Here is a 25,969-nt window from a genome sequence, read left to right as displayed (position 1 = left end):
AGCAAAAATTGTGAAAAGTTGGGGTAAGAGAGGTTTTAATTATGGGAAGTTTACTATGATGGCCCCATTTGTCAAGACAACAATTTTTAATCTCTAAGCTATAGTCCAGTTTTCCCTGTCCCTATCCTCTTTTTAGGAGGAGTGGGAGGGGTGAATGGCCGTAGGCCAGAGGGGAGGAGCGAAGCGGCTTCCCCTGTTCGTTTTCTTTTATCCCTTTGTTGCTAAGCAATCTCCTTTCCTGAATATGTATTTTGCCGAGAAGAAGTAGGAATCGGATCCTCAGGTTTCATGCCATCCAGGTAAATCTCAGCAGGCGTGTGATAGTTGAGCGATTGGTGTGGCCGTTCGTGATTGTACTTGTATATGAATTTTCTGATTGATTCCCGCGCCTCCCGTGGTGTGGCGTATTCTTTTGTGTATACTTCCTGGTACTTGAGCGTTCGCCAAAATCTTTCAATAAAGATATTATCCACAGCTCGATTCTTTCCGTCCATGCTAATTCGGACGCCAGCTTGCTTGAGTATATCCGTGTACTGTGGACTGGTGAAATGACTGCCTTGGTCGCTGTTCCAAATCTCTGGCTTCGCATGCCCCAAAGCCGTCTGAGTGGCCTTCAGCACGAAGTCGATCTCCAGTGTCTGGTCCAACTCCCAACTCACAATATAGCGGGAATACAAGTCAATCACGGCGACAAGATACATCCATCCACGCTTGAGGCGGATATAGGTGATGTCGATTGACCAGACATGATTGGGGTGACTGGCCTTAACGCCTCTAAGCAGATAGGGATAAATCTTGTGGGCCAGGTTCCGTTTACTCAGATTCGGACCAGGGCTCACACCGGCAATCCCCATTTCCCTCATGCAGCGTACGACACGCTTGCGGTTGATGGCCCAGCCCTCTCGCCGCAGGATCGCCGTAATGTAACGACTTCCTGAGACTGGCCGATCTGTGTATATCTCGTCGATGCGTCGCCGGAGACGGATCTCCTCGTCAGAGACGCTCACAGGGTTGTAGTAAAGGCTCGAACGATTCAGGCTGAGTAACTCTGCCTGCCTAGAAATAGAAAGTTTCTCACTATCGTGATCGACCATAGCAACTCTATCATCTCTAGTTCGGTTTGATGCCAGATTTTTTTTTAAGCCACTCAACCTCCGTGGTTAAGCGACCGATTTTCGCATAGAGTTCAGACGTTTCTTTTTCATGCTCCTTCTTGAGGGTGGCGTTCTTCTTGCCTTCGTCCTCAAACAGGCTTGACATATTCTCTACGGCAGTGTTCTTCCAACGGTGGAGCATCGTGACGTGCACACCGTATTCAGATGAAATCTGAGCGATAGTTTTTTCTTCTTTGAGTAGTTCCAAGACGACTTCTGCTTTGAATGATGCCGAATAATGTTTTCTCATACTCATATTGTAGCTTAATCGGTCCCTTCTGAGTTGTTTAGTTTCTGGGGACCACTATAATTAGTTATTTTAGACTCTAACTCGGGCTCTTTACTAATTCCGTGAATCTTCCCTGAATCAGAAACACCTACTAAGATTACTCCATCGTTTGTATTTGTAAACGCACTAACCGACTCAACAAATTCCTTATTGTCTTTTTTGTTTAGATTTTCTTTAAACTCAACGTTTTGCCCTTCTCCAGATTCCACCCAAGCTTCAATAGACGCTGTTGTAGACAATACAGTAACTCTACCTCGTTCGGACTGATGACCAATGTGAAACTGTTCCATTTGCAACACTTCACTACCATGAGTTAAAACCCAAATAACCTCGTCGGGTATCCCGGTCCAGCTTACATGATAATCACCCGGCTCATGAACCGATTGGGAATGCCAGAAACCGTTGTTCCCGTAAATTTTTAATTCGAGATGTATTGCCTGAAATACCCCGTCGATTCTAATAGTTGTTTCTTCACTGCAAATATGAATCTTTGAAATTCTGGGTGTATCGTCCAGTATAAACAATTCAGTTCCAGGTATTAGACCTTTTCTCAAATATGAGGTCTCTCCGATAATAAGTATATCGTGAGCTACTTGTAAATCTGGAAAATAGGGCAAATTCTCAGCAACAAGAGGGACTACTTCCAACCGCTCTCCCTTCGTTTTAGTTCTTGTACGTAGTACTTTGCATGGCAACCCGTTTACTCGTTCTGAAATTGGACTACCGGGAGAGACAGTTATTTCATCCCACCACCTTAGTTCTTTATCCGGGTGCCATAAATCTATTCCTAATTCATCACGATAAGATTTACTTTCACACCATAGATCTAGCATCTTTAAAAGAGATTGTGCTGTGGTTAGGTACCTAACAATACGAAAATCTTTATAGTCAAAATCGATCGGGTCAGTCCAGGGACTCCAACCCAATTGAGTGGATACGATAAATGCTGTCAGTGCCACTACAATATGATTACTTTCATTTTCAAGTTCTTTATCATACCGTTTTAATACCATACCAATGTAAACAGGTCTGTCTACGTATTGTCCAAGCATCTCATTTACACGCACTATTTTAATCTGTTCCATAAGAACACCCCAATTTGCCCTATACAATTTTATAACTCAATATGTAAAAAACTGGACAGTGAAAAGTTTTATAGCATTATGAAGCGAGTAAATCAACTTCAATCTCAGGCGTTTCCTGCTTGGATTGGATTATTTTCGTTATGGATAACTGCGGATTGCGAGCAAACAGGCGAAAAATTGACGTACGCAAATAAGCCATTTCCGTTGCCTCTGAAACGACTGCCTTGGAAGGCGTCCTCAGGTAACGAAAGAACAAGCCTGGAACCCGGCTCGAATAACGGACGGCGATCAGTTGCAGCAGCCCCATGGCGATGCAACTGCACATGACATATCCTTCAATCGCTTTCACCGTTTGCCGAATGTGGGTACGTTGCTTATCATCGATAACCTGTTCTACCGGGTGAGATTCTCCCTTCTTGCGATACCGTTTCATCTTCGGCATGGACTTTCTCCAGAAATGGTAACTGAATCCACCGATGACCTGCTTCATTTCACGGAAGGTACATTCAATCTTGAAACGGTATCCATATAAGCGGATGATGTCCGTTGCTTCCAGCGTCAGGTCGGTGCTCACCAGAATGGACAACTGGTCGCTATGCTGGACCAGGACAAAACGCAACTCTTGGTACAGCCCCTGTCCCCACAGCAAATCCAGGCACAGGTATTGAACCGTTTCATCCTTGCCGTAAATTGTCACTTGGGCCGTTTGAAATGCATCCGCACGGCTTTGGAACAGGGACTTCCGTTTCACTTCCGCTCCCTTTTTTCGTGGACGGCCTCGTCCCTTCTTCGTCGCGGAAGGATGCTCATACGCCACAGCATTCGACTTGGCTTTCGTAACGATGTGCATCCGAGTTGTTCCTGTCGCGTTCCACTCATTCAAGAGCTTCAGCGCAGGAACAGACAGAAAATAACGATCCAGCAGGAGCAAGGCTTTCCCGAATGCCTTGGCAGCCGCAAAGCCCTGATCCATCATCTGCACCACATGGGAATCCTGCCGTTCAGAGGGGCTGCTCCAGCCGAAAATGGTTTTTACGCCATCTTGCAGGTTCATGAACAAGGGCAGACAAAACCACTTCTGCGGCATTCCCATGAGAATGCCGATCGCACCAAAAAGATGTCCGAAGATGTACTGTGCCTTGGAAGAATTCTCGGATTCCTGATGAAGTTTCTTGACGCCAGGCATCCGGCGGGCTTCCTTGGCCTGCTTCATCCCATCGCCTATAAGAACGACCATCCCGTTGACGTACGAAAGTGGGGCCGTTCGTTTCACGATTTGAAGCCACGTCATCCGAAGGGATTCTAGCGACCACGCGGAGGAACGAAAAAAATGAATCAGGCTCTCGTAGCATTGGGCACGCAAAGACAAATCCCGGATGACGGAAGTCACACCCAGATGATCGGAACGCAACATGAGACCGATGATACTAACAACAAACCAGTGGTAAGCGGCTTCTCTGGAGAAGCAAGGACGAAAGTGATGCAAAATAGAATCGATATATTTTAGCATGGTATGGCGAATCGCAAATGAATCGGGTAAACTAATGAATGTAACCCTTTCAGCGATTGATCTCCTTTCTGGTGTGAGAACCTTAGGATATCATACCTTCGCTTGATTGGGTTATTTTTCTGTGCGCGCTGTTCTCGCTACAACCTGAGCGGAAACGCTCAATAAAAGCGAGCGATTGCCTCCGGCAATCGAATTCTGTATTCAAATAGGCAGGGGAAGTACCTGCTTAGAACGAAGGTTGGCGTTCCTACCCTAAGCCCCGCGACATGCGGTCAAGTTCTCTCTTGTCCCGTATGAGAGCTCGCTGAGGACGGCGAAACACGAGCCTGAGATGGCAAGTAAAGTAGACGGGGGGTCATGGAATTCTATGGTTAGAATGTGTCCATCGACACCGACGAATCTCTGAGTGTACGGCTCGAAAGAACCAGTGACAACAAAATGAAGTTGCACGCCCCTGATAAGGGGCTCAGTCATCGGGACGGTAATAGAAAATGCCGACCACGATCTCTATCCCATAAAGGATAGAAGTCCTGCATCCCCCAACCCTGGATAAAAGGACGGCTGGCGGGCTATAAGAGAGACCTAAGGGAATCCTACAAGACTAGAATACAGGAAACAGCGGAACCCTGAAAGAGGATGTCAAGGAGAGAGAACTCTAATGCTTCTAAGCAGAAGGAAATGGCTGCCGCATTCAGGGGACATCAGCCCGTAGTAGTGATGACTGGTCGCCGTTAGTCACTACGCATAGCGATATGCGAAGGAGGAGAAAACGACCCCGAGCGAAGGGGCATAGTCATGACTGAAGTTTTTTTTTTACATGAATCATTCAACCGTTAGGGAAGCCGCTGCGCATACCTGACTCAACCCAAAGTAAAATCCTCTACAAGGGGGGTGATGCTTTGGCTCAACCATCTAACTTATCTGAACACAAGAATCTATCATCCGAAATCGATCTGAGAAATCTGCTGGATTTCCTGTATATCGAAACCAAAGCCGCCCTGAATCGGGGAGGAAAACCCCGGTTCAAAGGACTGCTGGAATACATGAAATCGGAAATAACCATTCTCACCGCCATTCATAACATCAAGAGCAACAAAGGCAGCGAAACACCGGGCAGCGACGGGGAAACGATGCGCGAGCATATTCTGGAAAAGGACTACCCCGAGATCATTGCACGGGTACAAGCCAGCCTAACCAGACACGAACCGCATCCCATTCGGAGGAAGTATATCCCGAAACCCGGAAAATCGGAGAAACGCCCGCTGGGGATTCCGACGGTTTATTCATACTGCACACTCCTCAAATATGTTTTGGATTTGTAGTGAAAAAAGAATTAGGGTATGTAAATCTTATGTTTTTGAACGTTTTGAAATATGGCCTGAATGAGAAATCCAATCCGACAGAGTCCTCTTAGTGTGTTCATCAAGTTTAATTTTCCATGGCCATCCCGGTGCTATTTTGGTTGCCTTTAATAAACCTTTATTCAGCCAATAATAGACCACATGAGTGCTTACACCAAAGTGAAGAGCTACTTCTTTTACGGTCCATTCATTGCTTTGTTTTGAAGGCCCAGGAATGCGGTAGCGATATCGTAGCCACTGAATAGAGTCAGTGGTAAATGGCTTACCTTCAGGAGTTCGGTATCCGGATTGGTTGAAATGTGCTGCAATTTGAGTGTCTGTCATATCGCGGGCTAATTCTCGAATACGATCAATCGTCTCCATCGAATGCTTGCGCGCCAAGTGATGCGGCAAGGGCTTGGTCGTGTGAACAACCTCATGGCATTGATTGCGCCAGCGGATCCCTAAACGAATATCCGCTTGACCAGGCTCACAAAAAACAGTGACATCCTCGATTAATAGACGTAGGATTCTTTTACGGTCCTTTATCTCGGTTGTTGTCGCACGCCAAATACGTGGCAAGTTTTCCGCTAAAGATAGAATATCTTGCTTATCTTGCTCTGTCGGTCGCCATGCACGACTTGAGCAGTAATGCTCGTATTCTTCACGAATTTGGTTGAGTGTCGCCATTTTTTCATTCCACCTCGCTTCCAGGGCACGTGTCACTAATCGGTTTTCCGGTTCAGCAAGGTCGTACTGGCGTTGTGCACGATCCACCTCATACTGGGCTCTTTCCAAGGAAAGTTTCCAACTTGTTTCCACTTTATCTTCTTCGCTTAGAACCTTGTCGAATGAGCGTAAGGCGAGTTCAAGTTGAGCAGGTTGTACAGCCTCTAGAACTCTGGCGGCAATGGCTTGATCTACCGGTTCAGAGCGAAGGGAAGAACAAGTGGCACGATCGCCATTTTCCCATCTTGCTTTACATTCATACCGTGGAGCGATCCCGCCATTTCCTGTATAACGAACAGACATGCGGCGACCGCACTTTCCGCACACGATGATTCCCTGAAGTAGGGCAATCCCTTCCCTCGCTGGACCACTCACTTCTGCGTTTGTTCGATTTTGCTGCAGTTGTTTGAGATTTTCTTCGTACTCTGACCATGAAATATACCCAGGATGATGGTCGTGAATAAGCACCTCCCATTGGTCTTTGGGTAAACGAACGATGCGATGAACAAACAAGCCCTGCTCATCCAATTGTTTTCGATCCTTGTAGCGACCAAACACATAAGCGCCCGTATAAGCAGGGTTATAGAGTATCCCCAATACACGACCGTGGGTTAACGTACCCCAGATAAGCTTTCCTGCCCAAACACCACCGTATGCTCTTTTCGGAAAACGAAGATGGTTTTGCGAAAAAAACTGAACCACACCATACGCACTGCCTGTTGCCCGAAAGGCAGTAAAGATATGACGCACGGCATTCTGTACCTCCTCATCCGGGTCAATCACGGTGTTGCCGTCCACATCGTGACAATAGCCTACGGGTAAGGGAAAGCGCAGCTCTCCTTTATGGGCTTTATTCTTCTTCCCACCAATGAGACGTGAGCGCAAAAAGTGTAACTCTGCTTCACTCATCGTACCCTTAAAACCCAAAATGAGACGATCATTGAAATCACTCAAGTCATAGATGCCGTCTTCATCCACTACGATGGTGTCGAATATACTGCACAGTTCGAGTAGGCGCAATAAGTCTGCGGAAGAACGAGCCAGGCGAGAAACTTCGAGACCAAAAATCGCACCTACTTCCCCGAGTGAGACCTGGGCTACAAGTCGTTGAAATCCTTGCCTTTTGGAACCTTGCCCACCGGATAAACCTAAATCCTCGTCGATCAGTTGAATTTGATCCTGTGTCCACCCCAGACTCAGAGCCTTCTCCTGAAGGGCATACTGTCGCTCCGTGCTCTCCCTGTGAAATCGGACTTGAGCTAAGGTCGACTGGCGAATGTAGATCAGTGCTTTCCGATCCAGGTGTTGTGGATGTACTTTCATGGACGATATCGTCTGATTCATTTGCTATTTCCTCCTCCCCATGCCATGCCGCTATGAATGAGCTCAGCATATTCGCGAACACAGAAACGAATTCTTCTACCTTGTTGCTGTCGTTACCCACTAAAGCAGCTAAAGCAGAACTAGACATACAATCCCCTCCAGAATTATTTCTGCAGGAACTCGCTTTTTTCACGACGGCGTAAAAGCTCTAGGTTGATTTCTGTCAGTTCTACGATAAGTTCCTGCAAGATATGATAATTGTCTAATCTTTCACGTACCCATGGCTCCCAGGAAGCCGGGACATAATCGAGTCGGGTGCGTCCCTGATGGATAGTAGATAGGTAGAAACTAGGATGGCCTTCACCGGTGGAACAGCGACAGGCCGATTTACCACATTTGATGTTGCGTGTGATAAGAGAACCGCGAAGGATCTGGCTAGGATCAAATAAGGACTCTACTATTTGTTGACTACGAGTTAATAGTTGTTCAGTCGATTCTTGACGATAGGGTCTTGATTTCTTATCAGTAGTATTCATATTAAGAAAATACCTCCATATGGGACAAGTTGTCAATCATAATATTCTTACGAGTTTGGAGATCATCCTTTCTCTTAATGAAATCAATTAATTCTTTTAGAGTCCCTAGGTAAAGTGGGGAGTTAGGAGCACGGGAAATAGCCTGAATCGAAGGCAAGTGACGATCGGTCCAGGATTCAGGGATACAAACAATACCCGAATCGGTATGAATGGAGTACATGCGGGTTCCATTTACTTCTTTCACTTTTAAAATTTGAAACGATTGATCGTGAAGGGGGTGGAAAGGGTGGGTAATTGTTAGAAATCCCAAAGACTGACTGAATGATTGTGTAATTTGCACTGACCGTGCCCGCCATCATCGACCGCATCGTACAGGAATGTGTAAGAATCATTCTGGAACCGATCATGGAAGCGCAATTCTTTAAGCATTCTTACGGATTCCGCCCGATGCGGGATGCGCATATGGCACTGGAAAGAACGACGCGAATCCTCTATGTCACGGGATACCCCTGGATCGTAGAAGGAGATATTTCCAAATTCTTCGATTGCGTCAACCACAACAAACTGTGTAAACAATTATACGGCATGGGAATACGCGATCAACGAGTGCTTATGATCATCAAAGCGATGCTCAAAACGGGAATCATGGATGAAATTCAGATCAACCCGCTGGGAACGGTACAGGGGGGCATCATCTCACCGCTACTTGCCAACGTGTATCTCCACTCGTTCGATCAGTGGGTGACCCGGGAATGGGAAAACAAGAAAACCAAACAGACGTATGCAACGCCAAGCACTCAGCAGGAAGCCCTCAAGAAAAGGAGCCGCCTCAAGCCTGCTTATCTCGTTCGCTACGCCGATGACTGGATACTCGCGACCGACACCAAACGGAATGCGGAGAAATGGAAACAACGAATCAGCAATTACTTACGATCGAATCTCAAACTGGCATTATCGGTAGAGAAGACAGTCATCACCAACGTCCGAGAGAAGCCGATCCATTTCCTCGGCTGTGAATGCAAGATGATCAAAGGCAAATCACGAACCGGCTATGTGACGCGAACCATGCCCGACCGAACTCGGCTGAAAAGCAAAGCGAGGGAACTCCACCAGAAATTGAATACCCTGAAACGCTGCAAGAACAAAGAAGCTCTCATCCATGAAATCAATGTCGTCAACGCAACGATCAGGGGAATCATCCAATATTATCAATGCACCACGTGGGTCAACATCATCTTGAGCAAATATGCATACAACCTGAAATGGAAAGCAAAGAGGGTATTGGACAAATACGGCGGCATTTGGCTTCCCGCCAACGAAGTGAACAATCTCGCAAGTGTCCACGCAGATTATACAATGGGCATTCCAGCCGTAACGTACAAGCATGCGAATATCGGCATCACTTCGTTGGCATTTTGTAAGTGGAAGAAAACGCAACTCAAGAATCCGGAGGAATCCCCCTTCACGATAGAAGGTCGAAAGCTGTATCGGGAACGAACAGGAAAGACACCCTTGCGGGCACGGGCAGATGAGCTGTTATCTCTGCACTTTTCTAAAATCATCAGCAAAGGCGCGACCGACAAGAGATACAACTTCGAATACTTCCTGAATCGAGCTTATGCTTATAACCGGGACAAAGGGAAATGCAGGGTCTGTGACGAAGAACTACAACCGTTCAATCTACACATCCACCATATTGACCCTCACCTCCCGCAGGCTTCCGTCAATCGAGTCAACAATTTAGCCGCGGTACATGAACATTGCCACAGACAGATTCATAGCCAAGAGGATTATGCCTCGTTAGGCAAGAAGATCTGGAAAAAGATTCTATCCTTCAGAGAAAAGTTGAATCGTCTCATGTAGAAGGTCATGATGGAGCGCCGTATGATTCGAAAGAATCACGTACGGTGCGAAGGAGGGCGAAAAGGAGAACTGACCAAGTCATGTTGAAGACTCTCCTTAGCTATTCCTATATCCAACAATTTTTCGACAAAAACTTTTCACTGTCCAGTAAAAAAAGAATAATTCAAAATCATTGTTGTTACTATAAATGAGCAAATTCGCTTCCATTTCTTTACCAATTAAAAACAATAGAGACATTTGTCCTCTCCTGTGGTATAAGATTAAGTTACCACACAAAACCATACCTGGAGGATTCACAAATGTCTCATAATACTACCATACCAAACCACGAAGCAATAATCAATTTCTTAAAAAGCCGTAGGCTATCCTTATATGTTTCAAAGCCTGCCTTGCGGCATATTCAAGAATTTTTTATTGCAGCTACCGCTAAAGGGTATCGTGGTAAAGTGGTAGATATAGCGGAATGGAGTTCATGTCATCGAACATCCATTGGACACTTTCTCTCGGATGGTGTTTGGGACGAATCGTATATCCAAAGACTTGTAAAACAAGAATCGCTTTCATTTGTTTTGTCTCATGCCAAACAAACAGAACAGCCTATTTTTGTGATTCATGATGATACTGTTAGTGAGAAGACAAAGCCTTCGTCACAGGCAAAACACCCAATCGAACAAACAGACTACCATCATTCCCACTTAAAAGGAAAAACCGTTTGGGGTCATCAAGTTCAGGCTACGATTGTTCAATGTGGAGAACATTCTCTCATTCATGATATTCACCGTTATGATAAATCGAGCCAAAGCAAAATTGATGACGCTTGTGATTTGGCCAAAACCATGCCGATTCCACTTTATTCTGGATATGCATTGGTCGATTCATGGTATACATGCCCAAAACTTATGAATACTTATGCAGAGCGAGGATACCATTTAATTGGTGCACTCAAAACAAACCGCATTGTCTATCCCAAAGGGATTCGAGTTCCAATTAGTACCTTCGCATCGTATGTGACCAAACAGGACGTTTGCCTCGTGACCGTAAACGGATCTACCTATTGGGTGTATCGATATGAAGGACCTGAATCCGTGAAATTACTTTTATGAAAACAATAGAATAACAGAGATTTAATACGTATAATGGAGAAAACCGAGTTTTTTTCTTACATAAACAAACTTCACCACAGGGGTGTCCATTATATGCCGGTACATTTTGAATTTGAACAATCCAATGAATACCTGACTTCGCATTCGGGACTTGCTGCCATAGGCCAATTGATTGCACAAACCCGATTGACACAACGATTGGATCATACGAAACTCGACGGAGTTCGTTCTCCTGACATTTCCAACGGCGACATCATGTCTTCCTATCTGGGTCTGCTTTGTCAAGGCAAGAACGACTTCGATGCCATCGAGCCTTTCCGTGAAGATGATTTTTTTGCCCTCTCGTTGGACTTGAAATTGGTTCCTTCCAGTCCCACACTGCGTCAGCGTCTTGATATGGCGGGAGCATCGGAAGATGCGGATTGGCAAACGATATTGAAGGAAGAGTCGGCGACGTTATTGAAAACCATCAACGTTCCCCTTACTCCAATTATGATCCGACTGCCCGATGGGACAGAACAACAGTTTCTTCCGCTTGATGTAGATGTTTCGCCCTTTGACAACTCCAAGACCAAAAAGGAAGGCACTTCCCGAACGTACAAGGCGTTTGATGGTTACGCACCCATCTTCGCTTATCTGGCTCGGGAAGGATACAACATGAACGTCGAATTACGGGAAGGCAAGCAACATTGCCAAAATGGGACACCCGCCTTTCTAAGCCAGAGCATTCACTATGCCCGCATGATCACAGAACAGCCTCTATTGGTTCGCCTAGATTCGGGCAATGACAGCAAGGACAATCTTGTCGTGTGCCATGCAGAAGAAACAAAAGCAGACTACATTATCAAACGCAACTTACGCAAGGAATCCCGCGAAGAGTGGCTTACGGTCGCTCAAACCAAAGGAATCTGCTGTGAACAACGGGAAGGGAAAAAGGTGTACATCGGTTCGACTTCCCTTTACGTGAAAGAAATGCAACAGTCGGTTCGTGTCGTATTTCAAGTGACGGAACGTACGATCACCAAAGACGGACAAGTGTTGTTCGTGCCGGAAATTGAAGTCGATACCTATTGGACATCCCTTACCTGTTCCGCTTGGCAAGTCATTGAATTGTATCATGATCACGGAACTAGCGAGCAATTTCACAGCGAAATCAAGACAGATCTTGATATGGAACGGCTGCCGGCAGGCAAATTTAAAACGAATGACGTAATCCTGCATGCGGGTGTATTCGCCTATAATTTGCTACGGATCATCGGCCAACAAAGCTTGCAAACACCATTCTCGCCACTCAAAAAGTCTGTTCAGCGCCGACGGATTCGAACGGTCATTCAAAACATGATTTATCTTGCAGCTCGCTTGGTTCGACACGCTCGTAAATGGAAACTGCGATTTGGCTGTTACTGTCCGTGGTTTCATACGGTCAAGCAAATGTATACGACTGCTTCTTCGTAAAGAGATTTACGACAAGCACGTAGATATCTAATGCCTTCTCAAAAAAATAAGTTTAGAGGGTTTAGTTTGATATTGCCAAAATCCGAGTTTGCCCCAAAAAGCAATAAGTCGAAGAAGATTCACAGTCATAGTAACCAGTAAACCATATGCTATTTTCAATAGTTCAGACAAGAATTAGAGTGTTTATCCATTTCTAAAACATTAACTGAAAAGCTGTCACGGATTCAGGAAGGAGCTTTAAATGGCATTGAGAATGCGGTGGTACTCCTTTGCTGGCCATTGGATGCGTTTCAAAATTCGAAAGCATTACATGCGTTTCTGTGTACAGATGTATCCTTAGAGACACAAACCATCCTTGATTATTATAGTCGCCGTTGGCCGATCGAGATTTTCTTTCGGCAAACTAAACAAAATCTAGGTTTTGATGGATATCAAGTTCGTTCCATTCGTGCAATAGAACGACTTTGGATACTACTTTCGCTGACACATTTATATTGCACCATCGGTTTAGGTCAGCCTTCAAAATTTGGAGATGGACTTATAATGGTACGAAAGCAAGTAAAAGTGGACTACGTCCAATGGATTTATGAATCTGCAAAGAATCAAGTACCTATTGAAGCTGTTTTGCAACAATTAAAGCTGGCCTAGAGGCAGTCTATACTTTTTTGTTGTATAAATTTGTAAGTATTTTTGCTCATTTATAGATAGGAAAGAGGATTCTGTGTCGAAAGAATAATAAGTAAGGGGAAATTTATTTTGAAAAACGTAGCTGCTGGATTCAGCCCATCATTGATGCTTGTCTTAACCAATGAGTCACAGCCGGAGCCGAATCCAACTGACATTGCTGCTCTTCCTAGTCAATATATGAGAAAAGTAATCAGGAACATAGATCGCATAAGGCCTTTGACAGCCGAAAATTTCAAAATGCTTCGTTGCAATCATTGCGGGAGAAAAGGAAAATATGATATCGGAATGATTGCCTTTGATATCGACAGGTACTATAAAGATGTGAAAAGGAAGCAAAAATCAGGGGTCAGTATAGATGAGTATATTCAGACAACCGGTTATTTCCGTTGCAGGCATTGTCATTCAGCGGGGAATTGGGAGTTTCCAACCGACTTTATGTTTGTAATGACGACTATGCTTCTTATGCGTACCGTGAAAATGGAGAATCAAGGTTTCCACTTTGGTCCACTGAGCCTATTTGACGGCAGCAGGCATCGTTTTGCCACCGACGCTGAAGAATATCTGCTTAAGAAAATTCAAACGCAGGAGGACAGTCTTCACTGGAACAAGCTTGGAAATCTATATAATAAGGGCGGAAGACCGGAGCTGGCTACCGTGGCTTTTGAACAATCGGTTCGTTTGGATCCAACTCAGGCGGAATCCCATTTCTCATTGGGACAAATTCTCGATCAGATGGGGGAATTTGAAATGGCGGCTGCAAGGGAAGGGGAGGTTCCGGTAAATATCCAAGAAGAAGAGGCACGGGTTGAATTGGACATGATCCCAGACAAAGTGGAGTCCTTCTTTCCGGTTGCCGAAATGTACATGGGTGAAAGAAGGAAAGAAATGCCTAGAGGAATTCGTACGTTGGACAAGTATTTTAAGCCAGAGCTATCATACCCAACCCCAATGAACAAGAAGAAAAAGAAAAGGAAATAAATGAACGGAATCCATAGTGGCCTCGCACGGCTCATCCAGCATGCTGATTAGGCCAGTATAAGGAGTCGTGTTCAGGGGGAACTAGTATTGCTACAACTAGCAATTATAAAAGCAATACATAATGGTCTAGACGAGGGGTCACTGATTTATTTTTGGTAAACTTCCATACCCTTTAAATCAATAACGAAATTTCCTGAGAGAAGAATGTCCAACCCAATAATACCGTTAATTCCATATAATTCTTCGAAGTAACCAAAATCTAAGTAAAATTGATCCGCTTCAAACGTGTCGAACTGAATTTTGTCTACGGCTTTTCTAAAAGCATGATCCTCTCCACCTATACCATACATCGTAGTAATTTCACAATCAGTTGCATAAATTCCTAGTTCAAAGACTGAGTCCGAAGAAATCAAAGATTGGGCTGCACCAGTTATCTATTACTAATCGATCAATGGTTTCAGTTCTTCCCTGAAAAGTGATGGTTAAAGAGGCATGTAAAAAGTGGTTAGTTAAATTTAAATTTATATTCATTATTGTTTAAAACCTCTATAAATAGGTTTAAAAACAATGGGCATAGCAATCTCAAGCTTGGATGTATGGTAAACAAAAGTATCTCCTTTAGACCTAACCAGAACCTTGGTAGCTTCTTTTTCATCGGGAATTGGGCGAATTACAGCTACCTCATCAACATATTTTTTGTTATCTTCTACACGAGACTTTAAAGCTTGTACTAACACAAATTGATTAGGATATAGCTGACGGACTTCTTCCCAAAACATACCGATCGCCTCCTTTGAATTTTCTATCTCAATTTTACAATAAAAATAAGCAAAATAGGAGGGATTGGTCTTGAAAATAAAATTCGCCGTTTGACCAGTTACGGTGAACCCTACCACAAGTAACGGCGAATTTTTTTGCTGGGTGATGTCCCGTGAGGAGAGGAAAGTCCGCAAACCGAGAGGAAACGGACTACGGGCTGTCAGCGACTGACTTCATCTAATTGATATAGGTTTATCTAGTGGCATTTCAGGCCATCATGGAACAGAACGATCAACGGTACATGCAATGTAACGGAAAGTTGACCATCACCGCGAAGTGTATGTTGCCCAGTTAGTAAAACATTGTGAAGTGTGGCAGTAAATCCTGTTTCACATATTCCTGAAATTCCAAAACTATGTCCTGTCTCTCCGGCTAGAAAAGCATCCTGACGTTGCCTCCAGGCGTTGGCTTCCTTTATATCAACGAAGCCTTGGAGTAGGGCAGAAATGCCATACGAATCAGTTCTCTCTATGATGATGGTATCAAGCCCGTCTGGTAATTTGTTAGTCGATTCTAGAACTGTCAACTTAATAGGGGAACGTAGAACTTCCCAGTCGATTAGATCAATCGGTGAGACTTTTGATATCCGGGAATGCTCACCTGACCATTAGAAGATGGGGAAATGATAGGGAGTCAGAAAACGTTCAGCCATAATAAGAACTGATTTTTCCGTGCCTAATTGACTTGGAAATGTCCCATAAACACGTGTGTGTTCGTGCTGCATATCGTTTCTCCTCCTTAAGCATTGGTTGACATAGACAGTCTTAACCATTTTTATATCTGTCGAAAACGCATCATAAATAGCGTACTATCATCTTTTATCGTTTCACTGCAAAACGACTGAATCGTTTCCACTATCGCATGACTGGACTTGTCCAAGGAATGCAGCGGATTAATTGTTTGCAAAAGTTTGGAAAACCGCTCAAATCCAAATATTTCATCTGCTGCATTTTCCCCTTCAATTAAACCATCCGTATATAATACTAAAATATCATTTGGCTGCATGGGGACTGTCACCTGTTCAAAAACCGTCTGCGCATCCACCCCCAACGGAATCGAAGGTAATTCGATTTCCTGTACCCCTGATTTTTTTATCAAATAAGGAAATGGGTGTCCTGCACCAGCGTACGTAATTGTTTGATGGCTTTGATCGACAAGGGCAAGACCGATTGTGACGAATAAAGAAGAGCGAACATCGCGAATAAAATAGCGGTTTACTTTTTGCAAAATTTCTTTCGGGGAAACTTCTGATTGTGACTCCAAACGAATATTGGACAGCAAAGAGGACACCAGCAAAGCAGATGCCAGACCGTGCCCCATAATGTCGCCGATGACGAGCAGATGGCGGGTGGGACTTAATGGAATTACATCATAAAAATCCCCCCCTACCTGTTTCACTCCATTCAGGCACACGGAAATATCCAGACTCTCAGGGAACTCCTGTATTTTCGGAAACATTCCCATTTGCACTTGCTGTGCCGCTTGTAGCTCCTTGCCCATTTCTTGTTCGTCTGAATTCATTTGAATTTCCCTCCGATTCACCCAGTCCACACATAAAAAAGAAAGAAAGATGAGAAGAATGGCGAATAAATAAATCACGAGCGGCGATTTATCACCACTAAATTTAAGAAACATCTGGCTGAACCATGATCCGGAGAGAATGGAACCATTATAAACACATAAGCCGATACCAATGCCGAGCATTGTATTCCATCTCGTTTCCCGTTTTGCTAATACGAACAACACAAAAAAATCGAGAAATGCAAACGAAAGGTGGACTGCGGTAGCACCGATGACTGCAGCAGGGAAAGAATGGGAGAGTGCGAAGATGGCATAGGCTCCACCTAATAATACGAGACCATATAATGTTATGGGGCGAAATCCTTTATTATCTCCCAGCAATCCGATGAGTGGCATTGCAATCGTATACGGAAGGGGGGAATAATAGAGAAAGAATGTTGGGAATCGCTCCAGATATGGATCGATGACTTGATACATCAATCCACCCTCGAGGTAGATAATATAAATAAAAAGCAGTACAACAAACATGGCTGTATTGTCTTTTTTTGTGAAACGATTTGGCTTTATCGATGCTTGTGAAACTACAAAACTTTGCGGGGAAGAGATAAAGCATACAAAAGCAACCAAAATTAGACCTTGAAATAGTAGGAAAGCTAGTCGAGGTTGAAAATTATTACTTAGTATGTTGACGATATAAAGCATTGCTTCAACAAAAAAACCTGTCACACCTAAATTCCATCCGATCGAACGGGGACTTACCCGTTGCCGAATCAAATTTAACCATAGAAATGAGGGGTAGGATGACAACAATCCTTCCAGAGAAAAAATCCACTTCCAATATTTTGGCAGCACCCATAAACAGGAAAGATTGAATCCGATGATAAGAATGAGAATGAAAGCCAGCAAGGTTGTTTGAATCCGTGTGGAAAGTGTAACTTTTGCAAGCAAAATTCCCCAGAATACAAAAGATAATGAGTATACAAGCAGAAAGGGATAAATCAGTGACAGCGGGTTAATTCCGTTCGCTGCAGCAAATGTCGCAAGTATTTTTCCGAATAATGGATTGGTGAGAACCCATCCTTGAAAAGCACATAAAAAGATCAAATATCTCCAATCAATTTTTTTCTTCATACGAAGCAATTTCCCTTTCTGTTAAAAGCGATTCTATATTTGGTGTTCCTTCAAAGCATTTTTTACGGTTGTCATCCACTCCGGCAATTCTTCATTGTCTACAGACATTAACTGCTTATAATATTCATATAAATCTGAAATTTTCTTGTGTTCACCCAAATATTCATATCCTTTGTACAATTGATACAGTGTCTGAAAATCTATTGGATCGAGCTTAAGCAGTTCTTCACAGTAGTAGATCTCTTGCTCAGGACTTCCTATTTTCTGTGCATAACCGCTTAAACGTTTTAACATTTTTTGCTGTTCATTTTTGAGATTGAATTGGCTTGCGATCATCCATTCTTCATATTCAAATTCTGGCGCGACTTCCGGTCGAAACATCCCGGTCGCTTTGCGGTATAATCGTATCGCCTCGACTTGATCCTCATGCCACAAATGGTGCCCAACGGACGCCAGTTTCAAAAACTCTTGCACATCCACATTTATTATGCGTTGGATATTTAATTCGATCATTCCATCATGGATCCATACCCAGCCATCGGGTATTCCTGTCTGTGTATAAAAAATGTTCCGCAGGCGATGCAGCATTACATGAAGGTAGTTTGGGTTATGATCTGATTCGTCTTTCGCAAAAAAAGATTCATTCACTTTTTCTTTCATTACCCGATAGTCTGGCTGCAGCAAAAGATAAGCCAAAAACTGTTTGACCTTTTTTCTGCGAAACGATTTTGGGAATAGAACATTTCCATCTTTTAAATATCCCTGAAAAATACCAAAGAAAGTATAAAAAAGACCAGGTTCCTTTATTTCGGTATTTAAATCTTCTTGCTCAAAACCGTTATGTTTTGATGAATTGACCCGTGCAATATCACAGGCCGTTTGGATCCAAAACGGATCTCCGTAAGTTTGAGCAGCGATTCGTGCGCTTTCAATGTCCTGCAACGATTTTGACAGTTTGGCTTTCCGAATAAATTGAATAACAACACACTCGTTGTCCACACAATTTTCTTTCAAGAGATCCACAGGCAAAATTTCGAATATTTCGTATTTTTTGGACGAACTTAAAACCATTTGTTTATCCCTGTTTAATGCGAGTAAAGGATTTAATCGTTCCGTTAATGGGCTATTCGAAAACGTTTGGCACCAATGCTCTGCAACAGCATGCCAACGCAACCAGAGAGGATGTCCCGTATATCGCATCAGAAACAAAAACGTTTTTTCATAAATTCTTACAAATAACCATCCAATTGATGAATCATTGAAATATTGAATATCCAGCAATTCCTTATATAATAAATTTGCAGTCGTTTCATCGCCTCGAATGACTGCAGTTTGTGCCAATAAAAACATGCGCAAAACAGATTCGTATGACTCCAAAGCCAATTGTTCTTGCTCAATTTGCAAACAAAGCGCATCTGTCTCCGAATTCCATCCACGCTGCTCCAACTGAACGAGGGCCAAAAGCAGAATCGATCCCGTTAAACGTCCATACTCTCCATACACTGCAAATTCCTGAATGAGCTTGCGGACACGCGCTTCCAGTCCATCCATGTCCCTCCAGACATATTGCCGCAACAGCAACAAAAAAGCGATTTCAGGTTGACATTTCAACAACCATGTTTCCTGTTTTTTCCAAACATCTCGTATATATTCATCCATTTCAGCAGTCCACGGTTCGCCAAGGTGAGCTTTTAACCATTCTTCTCCTTTTGGCCCAAATAAATCTTCTGCATGCACAGTTACACCACCTTTTTGACATCTCTGAATCATTCGATGTCAGAAGGGGAAAATCCTTGTTACATATGAGTTTGCATAATTTTCTTTTTAGATTTAGCAATGAATTTATATGCTTTTAAAAATTAAAAATCGCTTCCAAACGATTGATTTCATTTCATCCGGAAAGAAATTGGTAAGTGTCTGGCAAGTGAGTTGAGAGTGATTGGAAAGATGAACTATTTATAATTTAAGGTAGACTCCCATAATGCCAATTTGGATTCACTCATGAAAAAACATCCAAATGTTAAGGGGTAGGAATGACAAATTGCGAAAGGAGGCTATTTTAAAACATGTTTATTATCCATTTTATAAAGGAAAGGGGCAAAGCAATGGTTTCTCAAGTAATTCGCTTTATGGGAGTGGCGGTCAAGAACTGTAGATTCATGAAACAATTACTGGCGAAAATAGTAATATTGTCGATTGTTTTTTCGACGAGTATGTTTGCTAATGGGAATCCAATTGTTTTTGCTTCAACGTCACCTGTCATCACAAAAATCGCTGCTGGTTACGCCAATACTGCGGCCCTCGGACAAGACGGCACTGTTTGGACCTGGGGAGCGAACGGCAGCGGTCAATTAGGAGACGGCACTACACTCGACAGCATCGTTCCCGTTCAAGTCAGCAATCTTTCTAATGTAAAAGATATTACTACGGCAGGAGCGTATACGTTAGCGCTCAAAAATGACGGCACGGTTTGGGCTTGGGGAAGTAACTATGGAGGTCAATTGGGTGATGGCACCACCACTGACAGCACTGTCGCTGTGCAAGTCTATGGCTTATCCAATGTGACTGCCATTGCTGCCGGAACGGATCATGCTGCAGCGCTGAAAAGTGATGGAACTGTTTGGACCTGGGGAGATAATACATTAGGTGGATTGGGTAATGGAACTGTCAACAACAGCTCCATCCCCGTGCAGGTCAGCAATCTTGCCAATGTGACCGCTATTGCTGCAGGAAACGGTTATACGTTGGCACTCAAAAATGACGGCACCGTTTGGGCTTGGGGAAGTAACTATGACGGTGAATTAGGCACTGACCAGCTTGATTCCCACGGCAGCCACATCATATTATCCAGCCTGATTCCCCTGCAAGTGCCGAATCTGCCCACGATCCAAGCGATTGCGGCAGGAGGGATTTTTGGGGCTGCTCTGGCACAGGACGGTACCGTTTGGACATGGGGCAACGGCGGTCATGGATCGTTTGGCATTGGAGCTTCCGGCACTTATACTCCCGTTGCAAGTGGAGTGTCCAATGTCGCGGCCATTGCTGCAGGAGGTGCAGGAGGTGGATTTATCGTTGTCCGCAAAAATGATAATACGGTTTGGGCGTGGGGAGCGAATGGTGTTGGAAATTTAGGAAATGGCACCACTATCGATAGCAGCGTACCGGTTCAAGTAAGCGGCCTCTCCAATGTCACAGCCATTGCCGCAGGTGATTCTCATGGGATTGCGGTCGAACAAGACGGTAGCGTTTGGACTTGGGGATCAAATACTTACGGTCAACTAGGATACAATCCCAACGGAGCAACAAGCGATAATAGCTATACACCTATTAAAGTTGCTTTTCCGGCAAGCACCTATGTAGAGCCGAACGATACCATGAGTCAAGCAGATTCGTTGGATTTGAATACGCTGGTAACCGGAACAGTCGGTCAGGACTCTCAAGATTGGTTTAAGATTGTCGTACCATCAGATGGAAGTTTACTGATTAAAGGCGCGGAAAATGGGCTACCATATGGGGGGCCAAATCTGGATTACGATTTGGTTGATGTGAACGGTAATCATTATACAGCGTTCAATCTGAATGATGTCACTCCTGTTAACAAAGCAACGGTTCAGTTGGAAAGTGGAACATACTACATTCATGTCTATCTGGATGCAGCTGCAAATACAAGATATACGTTGAACACATCATTTACACCTATATCTAATATCCAAAATGTCAATACAGCCAACGGCAAAGTATCAGTTCAATTTGCGCCAGCATTTACTGGCACGCCAAGCGTATTTTCTATTGAGACATCGCCAAGTGCAAGTGATTTTACGGTCACCCAAACGATCAACAATGGCACGCCCAGTAATGTAGCCATCAGCGGATTTAACTGGGATGCAGCAAATAAATTGGCTACCTTTACCATACCAAATGCTGAACCGACAAATGCAGATCAAAGCGTTGCCGTTTCTGTAAGCTACCATGGTGAAGCTCCTGTTGCAGCACCTGCTTACACCGTTGGGGCAACCGTAGCTGCTGTTGTTTACCAGCCTGCAGCTATTCAATTAACCACTTCTGAAAGATCTTTGACTGTCAATAGCACCACAACGATAACAGGAGTCGTCGATGACGCATATGGCAAACCTGTTTCGAATGTGAATGTACATCTATCGGCAGAAGCGGACAATGTGGATTTTCCGAACAGCTTGAATCCTGTAACTGTTACAACAGACAACTATGGAATCTTTACCAGTACATTTACAGCTCCATCTACACCTGGGACCGTAACAGTCACAGCAGATGCTTATGGCACTACCATATCCAATTCCGTCAGTATAACTGTCACGGGTTCCACGTCTGGAAGCGACACGGGGAACATTCCTGGAAACGGTGGCAATAGCAGCAGCAGTAGTAGTAGCAGTGGCAGCAATGGTGGTTCTAGCACAACTACAAGCTCTGCAGGTACTACAACTGCAAATTCCGGTGGTTCAGCTGTTTCTGCCGGCAATCTGGAAACTTTAGTAAATGCTGTGTTAGGCTCGAATCACTCCCAGAGCAAAACACAGACCGTAGCGGTAACAGCTGCCGCAGCTTCCACGGATAGCACAAGTCCCGTCGCAGCAACCATACAGGATACAGATTTACAAGCAGCCGTTCAAACGTCATCTGCGAATCCCACAACATTTGTCATGAATATCCCTGCCAAGCAAAGTCAGCCTGTTTCGCTCAGTCTGACTGCCAATCAAGTCAGTACGCTAAAAAGCGCGAATCCGGCCGATGAATTGGTCGTGACAACTGCGAATGCAAGCTTGGCATTGCCGGCATCCGTATTTCAATCGGCTCCTGCAGGGGCGAGCGTTCAGGTTTCTGTAACTCCGAGCCCGCAAAGCAAGATTGTATTTCAAAATGCGGGTACAGGAGCAACAACAGTGATCGGCACTCCGGTATCATTTGAAGTGAATGTGGTTAGCGGAAATACAACTCATGCCCTGACAACAACGAACACAGAAATTACCCGTTCGTTTCTCATCGATCAGGCAGTAGATCCCGGTACTTCTGCTGTGCTCTATACAGAAGACGGCAAGACTACGTATGCTGTTCCGGCTACATTTACGGTGAATGCGGATGGAACAACACTGGTAACCGTGACCCGGCCCGGTTTCTCGACATACGCGGTGGTTTCCCATTCGGCGCACTTTGCGGATATAGCGGGGTCCTTCGCGCAGTCAGCCATTCAAACACTGGCAGACAAACTTTTGATTCGCGGGGAAACAAGTGAATCATTTGCGCCGAAAGCGAATATAACGAGAGCAGAGTTTGCGGCGCTAGTGACCCGCTGTCTGGGCCTTGGCGCGGATGGTTCGAGTTCTTTCTCGGATGTGCATGCCGGAGACTGGTATGCACAAGACATCAAGGCAGCCTATCAAGCGGGACTTATCCATGGTATGGGAGACGGGACATTCCATCCCAATGACTTTGTCACACGCGAAGACATGGCTGTCATGCTGGCACAAGCCATGCAAAAGTTGAACTTGAATTCAGGCGGGGAACAGTCACGAATTTCATACACAGATGCATCTGTGATCTCAGCATACGCACTGCCTGCAATCAAGTTTGTAACTGGTGGCGGTATCATGAAAGGCGAATTCGATCGTGATGGTCAGGCGGTTTTCCATCCTTTTGCAGCGACAACCCGTGAGCAGGCAGCGATGGTATTATATCGGCTCCTGCAAAAAGCACATATAATGAATTGAAAGATTTTATGACAAACAGCAATACAATATTGCCCACTCAAAGGCATCATTTGAGTGGGTTTTTAATAATATGGAGACATTTATCCGTAAATGTGCGATGCTTCCCTTTGCCAGGGGTGTTTGCGTCAATTCAAACGAAAATGAAACAACAAAAAAACAGCGTGCCATTCGGTACGCTGTTTGTATTAACTTATTAAACTAATGCCCCCGTTAGTTTAATATGAAATGTTAGAGGGAGCCAAAAACGGAGGCTCTTAAACTAATTATTGTTATCAAAAAAAGCGACTAACATTTCAGTCGCTATAATGTTGTTTTTTATTTTATTTATTTACTTTTTCCAAAACTGCAAAGTAATTTCCTTCATTATCTGCAAAGTTAAATACTCGACCAGAAGGCATATTTACAATTTCTCCTACAGTGACATTTTTATTTGATAAGTCATTATGTAATTTATCGAGATTATCTGAGAAAAACAGTAAAGAAGGTGTACCAAGATTTAATTCGGGCTGCATTTTAGCAATAAAGTCTTTATTATGGAGTACAATACTTGTTTCAACATCCTTAGTTGGAGCGATTTCAATCCATCTCATTCCTTGACCGTTATCTTCTTCAGAAATTACACTAAACCCTACTTTTTCTGTCCAAAAATTCACTGCCTCATCTTGATTTTTTACGTACAACATAACTTGACCTAATTTATTAACCATTAAAATGCTCCTTTTTCCTTTTTTTTGCTTGAATTACCGGAATAATTCAACTATCCTGCCCTTAGCGGAACAAAAAATTTGGATGCTAAAGCACCCGCTGCTACGCAAACGATCCCCGATAGTTGAATAAATTATGCTTTTCATGATTGGTATCGGCAGGAAAACATCAAAAAGTCTCGTCATTTTATTTAGGGAGATTTAGTTGCCACGAAACTCCGAAGCGGTCATTTAACCAACCAAACTTTTTACTGAAACCATAATCGTTTAAAGGCATAAGTGCTTGTCCACCTTCATTGAGTTGCTCATAAAGATTGTCAAGTTCTTCTTCAGTATTACAAGTAACAAAGATTGAGAAAGAAGGTGTAAAAGAGAACTGATGTTTTATAAAACTGTCAATACACATAAATTCTTGCCCTTTCAAGATAAAAGTAGCCTGCATTACAGTGCCTTCTTGTCCAGCTTCATTAGCCCCATATCTAACAATGCTTGTAATTTGAGAATCCTCAATGATGGATGTATAAAAATTCATAGCTTCTTCTGCATTGCCATCTTGAAACATTAAAAATGGAGTTACCTTTTCCATTATACATCTACTCCTTTCCATAATATCCTTTAGAAGTATAATTCAATACGAATCATATCTTCAACTAACCTGCCTCGTTAGTTGAGTAAGACAGCATTTAAAAATGTAATGCAAAAATGGAATGGACGGTTTTTCTTTTGTCGGTACTAATTCTTCGGAGGACAGAACAGGGAAGTATAAACGATTCTATAGAATCACTTTAGATCGTAATAGAGGATGTTCAAAAAGTAGTCAAAACTCCACGGCGGATTGCTTTGCCGAATCCCCAAAAGGCTTACTCATGTACCAGACACGTACACTCCGTCGCCTTTTCGTGCTTCGGCTTCGCACTCCTTGTGTCTTACTTAACCACTTTTTGAACACGCACTAATAGTGATTTTTTGGCTTATTGGGAGATTTTCTGTCGAATCACGCCCAGTTCGGTCAGCAACGGTTTGGCATGGGACGTTTTTCTCCGGTTGATGTTTTCTACAATCACTGCCAGCAACTTGGGATGTGACAGTACATGCCCGATTCGATTAATCACTGTTGCCTCTGTGTCTAATTTAGGGTTCGCTCGATCAAGGCCGAGCAGATGTCGCTGCATCTACGGCTGCTGCGACACCTTACGCCGCCCGTGCTGCTTACGCCACCCGTACGAGGTCATGCCTCGTGGCTTGTACACCGACAGCGTCGTGGCCACGAGCAATGCCAACAGTGCTGCGCCGGAGACGATCATGATTTGGATCTGCATGGGGTGATCGGCACTAGACAATGTTCTCTCTGCTGCTATGCCTGCTAAGTAGCTAATTGGCTTCAAATGCACCAGCAAACCGATGGTGGAAAGGATGGTTATCACGAGTTTGATCAGGATCCAATAGTACCGAAACAAGCCCCATTCAGTCCCCAATGACGAGATAACACCGGTTAGCAGCGAAGCGAGGCCAAACGGGACGATGACGAACCGGGTGATTAACTCCAGTCCAAGATAGACCGCACGAACCATCTGGGCATCCTGGATGGTCATACCGGCAACAGCGATGACAAGATCAGGAGGGGTGTCATAAAACATTTCTAATCCGTTCATTCCATTGTTTGCAACGCTAACTAAACATCCGCTTTTTTCTGCGTATAAAGTGATCAATTCGCAAATGTAAGGATCATCTTCAATGACAAGAACTTTAACTTGTCTGTGGAACATCATGGCAAACCAATTTTCATAAATTGAGCTTAGAAAATGAGATTGTACACGTTTATCAAACAGAAATAACTTAAACGTTTACTATTATTTTTTCAAATATAATATGCATTATTCTCTTTTTGAAAATAAATTTTTTTAAAAAATAGTATAGGAATGCCATTAATTCAATCTTTATTTTCAGAAAAATAAATACATTGACACGGTATGCGCTTACATTATAAAATAACTACGTAAA

19 protein-coding genes and 2 pseudogenes are annotated in these 25,969 nt (G+C 43.7%); 7 read left to right on the top strand and 14 right to left on the bottom strand.

Going from position 1 to position 25,969, the window contains the following annotated elements; all coding sequences use genetic code 11:
• Positions 1 to 221: 221 nt before the first annotated feature.
• From LSG31_RS05495 to LSG31_RS05485, 3 genes are all read right to left on the bottom strand, one after another.
• Positions 222 to 1,410 (bottom strand): IS3 family transposase gene (locus tag LSG31_RS05495; protein WP_347436769.1). Its coding sequence is split into 2 segments (ribosomal slippage): positions 222 to 1,142 and positions 1,144 to 1,410, totalling 1,188 coding nucleotides; the frame shifts between segments, so codons are not numbered across the junction.
• A gap of 8 nt (positions 1,411 to 1,418) precedes the next feature.
• Positions 1,419 to 2,528: an ATP-binding protein gene (locus LSG31_RS05490; RefSeq protein ID WP_347438388.1), complete on the bottom strand. Its 1,110-nt coding sequence runs from the start codon at positions 2,526 to 2,528 to the stop codon at positions 1,419 to 1,421.
• Positions 2,529 to 2,604: 76 nt separating this feature from the next.
• On the bottom strand, positions 2,605 to 4,038 hold the full coding sequence (locus tag LSG31_RS05485) for a transposase (protein WP_430734245.1): 1,434 nt from the start codon (positions 4,036 to 4,038) through the stop codon (positions 2,605 to 2,607).
• Between the two features lie 899 nt (positions 4,039 to 4,937).
• Between LSG31_RS05485 and LSG31_RS05480 the strand changes: the two genes are divergently transcribed.
• The gene (locus LSG31_RS05480) at positions 4,938 to 5,360 is read left to right on the top strand and encodes a hypothetical protein (RefSeq protein ID WP_347437910.1); all 423 of its coding nucleotides are present in this window, start codon (positions 4,938 to 4,940) and stop codon (positions 5,358 to 5,360) included.
• 27 nt (positions 5,361 to 5,387) lie between these two features.
• Here LSG31_RS05480 and LSG31_RS05475 read toward each other — a convergent pair whose 3' ends face one another.
• From LSG31_RS05475 to LSG31_RS23280, 3 genes are all read right to left on the bottom strand, one after another.
• Entirely contained in the window at positions 5,388 to 7,451 is a 2,064-nt protein-coding gene (locus LSG31_RS05475) for a recombinase family protein (protein WP_347436540.1), read from the bottom strand.
• A 143-nt stretch (positions 7,452 to 7,594) separates the two neighbouring features.
• Entirely contained in the window at positions 7,595 to 7,966 is a 372-nt protein-coding gene (locus tag LSG31_RS05470) for a DUF6788 family protein (protein WP_347436541.1), read from the bottom strand.
• A gap of 1 nt (position 7,967) precedes the next feature.
• A complete protein-coding gene (locus LSG31_RS23280; protein WP_430734209.1) occupies positions 7,968 to 8,306 on the bottom strand; it encodes a DUF5372 family protein in 339 nt (112 codons plus the stop codon).
• A 5-nt stretch (positions 8,307 to 8,311) separates the two neighbouring features.
• Between LSG31_RS23280 and LSG31_RS05465 the strand changes: the two genes are divergently transcribed.
• From LSG31_RS05465 to LSG31_RS05445, 5 genes and pseudogenes are all read left to right on the top strand, one after another.
• Positions 8,312 to 9,829 carry a group II intron reverse transcriptase gene (locus tag LSG31_RS05465; RefSeq protein ID WP_347437909.1) on the top strand — a complete coding sequence of 506 codons (1,518 nt, stop codon included), beginning with the start codon at positions 8,312 to 8,314 and terminating at the stop codon, positions 9,827 to 9,829.
• A gap of 299 nt (positions 9,830 to 10,128) precedes the next feature.
• Positions 10,129 to 10,905 (top strand): annotated as a pseudogene (locus LSG31_RS05460) (transposase family protein); the annotation flags it as partial.
• A 120-nt stretch (positions 10,906 to 11,025) separates the two neighbouring features.
• Positions 11,026 to 12,387 (top strand): IS1380 family transposase, encoded by a 1,362-nt coding sequence (locus tag LSG31_RS05455; RefSeq protein ID WP_347438203.1) that lies wholly within the window; start codon positions 11,026 to 11,028, stop codon positions 12,385 to 12,387.
• A gap of 228 nt (positions 12,388 to 12,615) precedes the next feature.
• Positions 12,616 to 13,035 (top strand): annotated as a pseudogene (locus tag LSG31_RS05450) (transposase); the annotation flags it as partial.
• A gap of 108 nt (positions 13,036 to 13,143) precedes the next feature.
• Entirely contained in the window at positions 13,144 to 14,052 is a 909-nt protein-coding gene (locus LSG31_RS05445) for a tetratricopeptide repeat protein (protein ID WP_347438387.1), read from the top strand.
• 146 nt (positions 14,053 to 14,198) lie between these two features.
• On the opposite strand, the gene LSG31_RS05440 is transcribed toward LSG31_RS05445, so the two are convergent.
• The 4 genes from LSG31_RS05440 to LSG31_RS05425 all read right to left on the bottom strand — a co-directional run bounded on the left by LSG31_RS05440 (position 14,199) and on the right by LSG31_RS05425 (position 19,260).
• Positions 14,199 to 14,465 (bottom strand): pepsin/retropepsin-like aspartic protease family protein, encoded by a 267-nt coding sequence (locus LSG31_RS05440; RefSeq protein ID WP_347438386.1) that lies wholly within the window; start codon positions 14,463 to 14,465, stop codon positions 14,199 to 14,201.
• Between the two features lie 117 nt (positions 14,466 to 14,582).
• On the bottom strand, positions 14,583 to 14,831 hold the full coding sequence (locus LSG31_RS05435; RefSeq protein ID WP_347438385.1) for a hypothetical protein: 249 nt from the start codon (positions 14,829 to 14,831) through the stop codon (positions 14,583 to 14,585).
• A gap of 814 nt (positions 14,832 to 15,645) precedes the next feature.
• Positions 15,646 to 17,523: a PP2C family protein-serine/threonine phosphatase gene (locus tag LSG31_RS05430; RefSeq protein ID WP_347438384.1), complete on the bottom strand. Its 1,878-nt coding sequence runs from the start codon at positions 17,521 to 17,523 to the stop codon at positions 15,646 to 15,648.
• Positions 17,524 to 17,556: 33 nt separating this feature from the next.
• On the bottom strand, positions 17,557 to 19,260 hold the full coding sequence (locus LSG31_RS05425) for a bacterial transcriptional activator domain-containing protein (RefSeq protein WP_347438383.1): 1,704 nt from the start codon (positions 19,258 to 19,260) through the stop codon (positions 17,557 to 17,559).
• A 368-nt stretch (positions 19,261 to 19,628) separates the two neighbouring features.
• On the opposite strand from LSG31_RS05425, the gene LSG31_RS05420 reads away from it, so the two are divergent.
• Complete coding sequence (locus LSG31_RS05420; protein WP_347438382.1) at positions 19,629 to 23,264, top strand: RCC1 domain-containing protein; 3,636 nt, start codon at positions 19,629 to 19,631, stop codon at positions 23,262 to 23,264.
• Positions 23,265 to 23,584: 320 nt separating this feature from the next.
• On the opposite strand, the gene LSG31_RS05415 is transcribed toward LSG31_RS05420, so the two are convergent.
• From LSG31_RS05415 to LSG31_RS05400, 4 genes are all read right to left on the bottom strand, one after another.
• Positions 23,585 to 23,971, bottom strand: coding sequence for a VOC family protein (locus LSG31_RS05415; protein ID WP_347438381.1), 387 nt, complete (start codon positions 23,969 to 23,971; stop codon positions 23,585 to 23,587).
• Between the two features lie 184 nt (positions 23,972 to 24,155).
• Positions 24,156 to 24,554, bottom strand: a complete 399-nt coding sequence (locus tag LSG31_RS05410) for a VOC family protein (protein WP_347438380.1) — start codon at positions 24,552 to 24,554, stop codon at positions 24,156 to 24,158.
• Positions 24,555 to 24,939: 385 nt separating this feature from the next.
• Positions 24,940 to 25,140, bottom strand: coding sequence for a hypothetical protein (locus LSG31_RS05405; RefSeq protein ID WP_347438379.1), 201 nt, complete (start codon positions 25,138 to 25,140; stop codon positions 24,940 to 24,942).
• The gene (locus LSG31_RS05400; protein WP_347438378.1) at positions 25,141 to 25,734 is read right to left on the bottom strand and encodes a response regulator transcription factor; all 594 of its coding nucleotides are present in this window, start codon (positions 25,732 to 25,734) and stop codon (positions 25,141 to 25,143) included.
• Positions 25,735 to 25,969: the final 235 nt, after the last annotated feature.

The sequence above is a fragment of the Fodinisporobacter ferrooxydans genome (assembly GCF_022818495.1).
GTDB classification, from domain to species: domain Bacteria; phylum Bacillota; class Bacilli; order Tumebacillales; family MYW30-H2; genus Fodinisporobacter; species Fodinisporobacter ferrooxydans.
The sequence above is the reverse complement of the archived record's forward strand: the minus strand, read 5'-3'. Positions and strand labels throughout refer to the sequence as shown.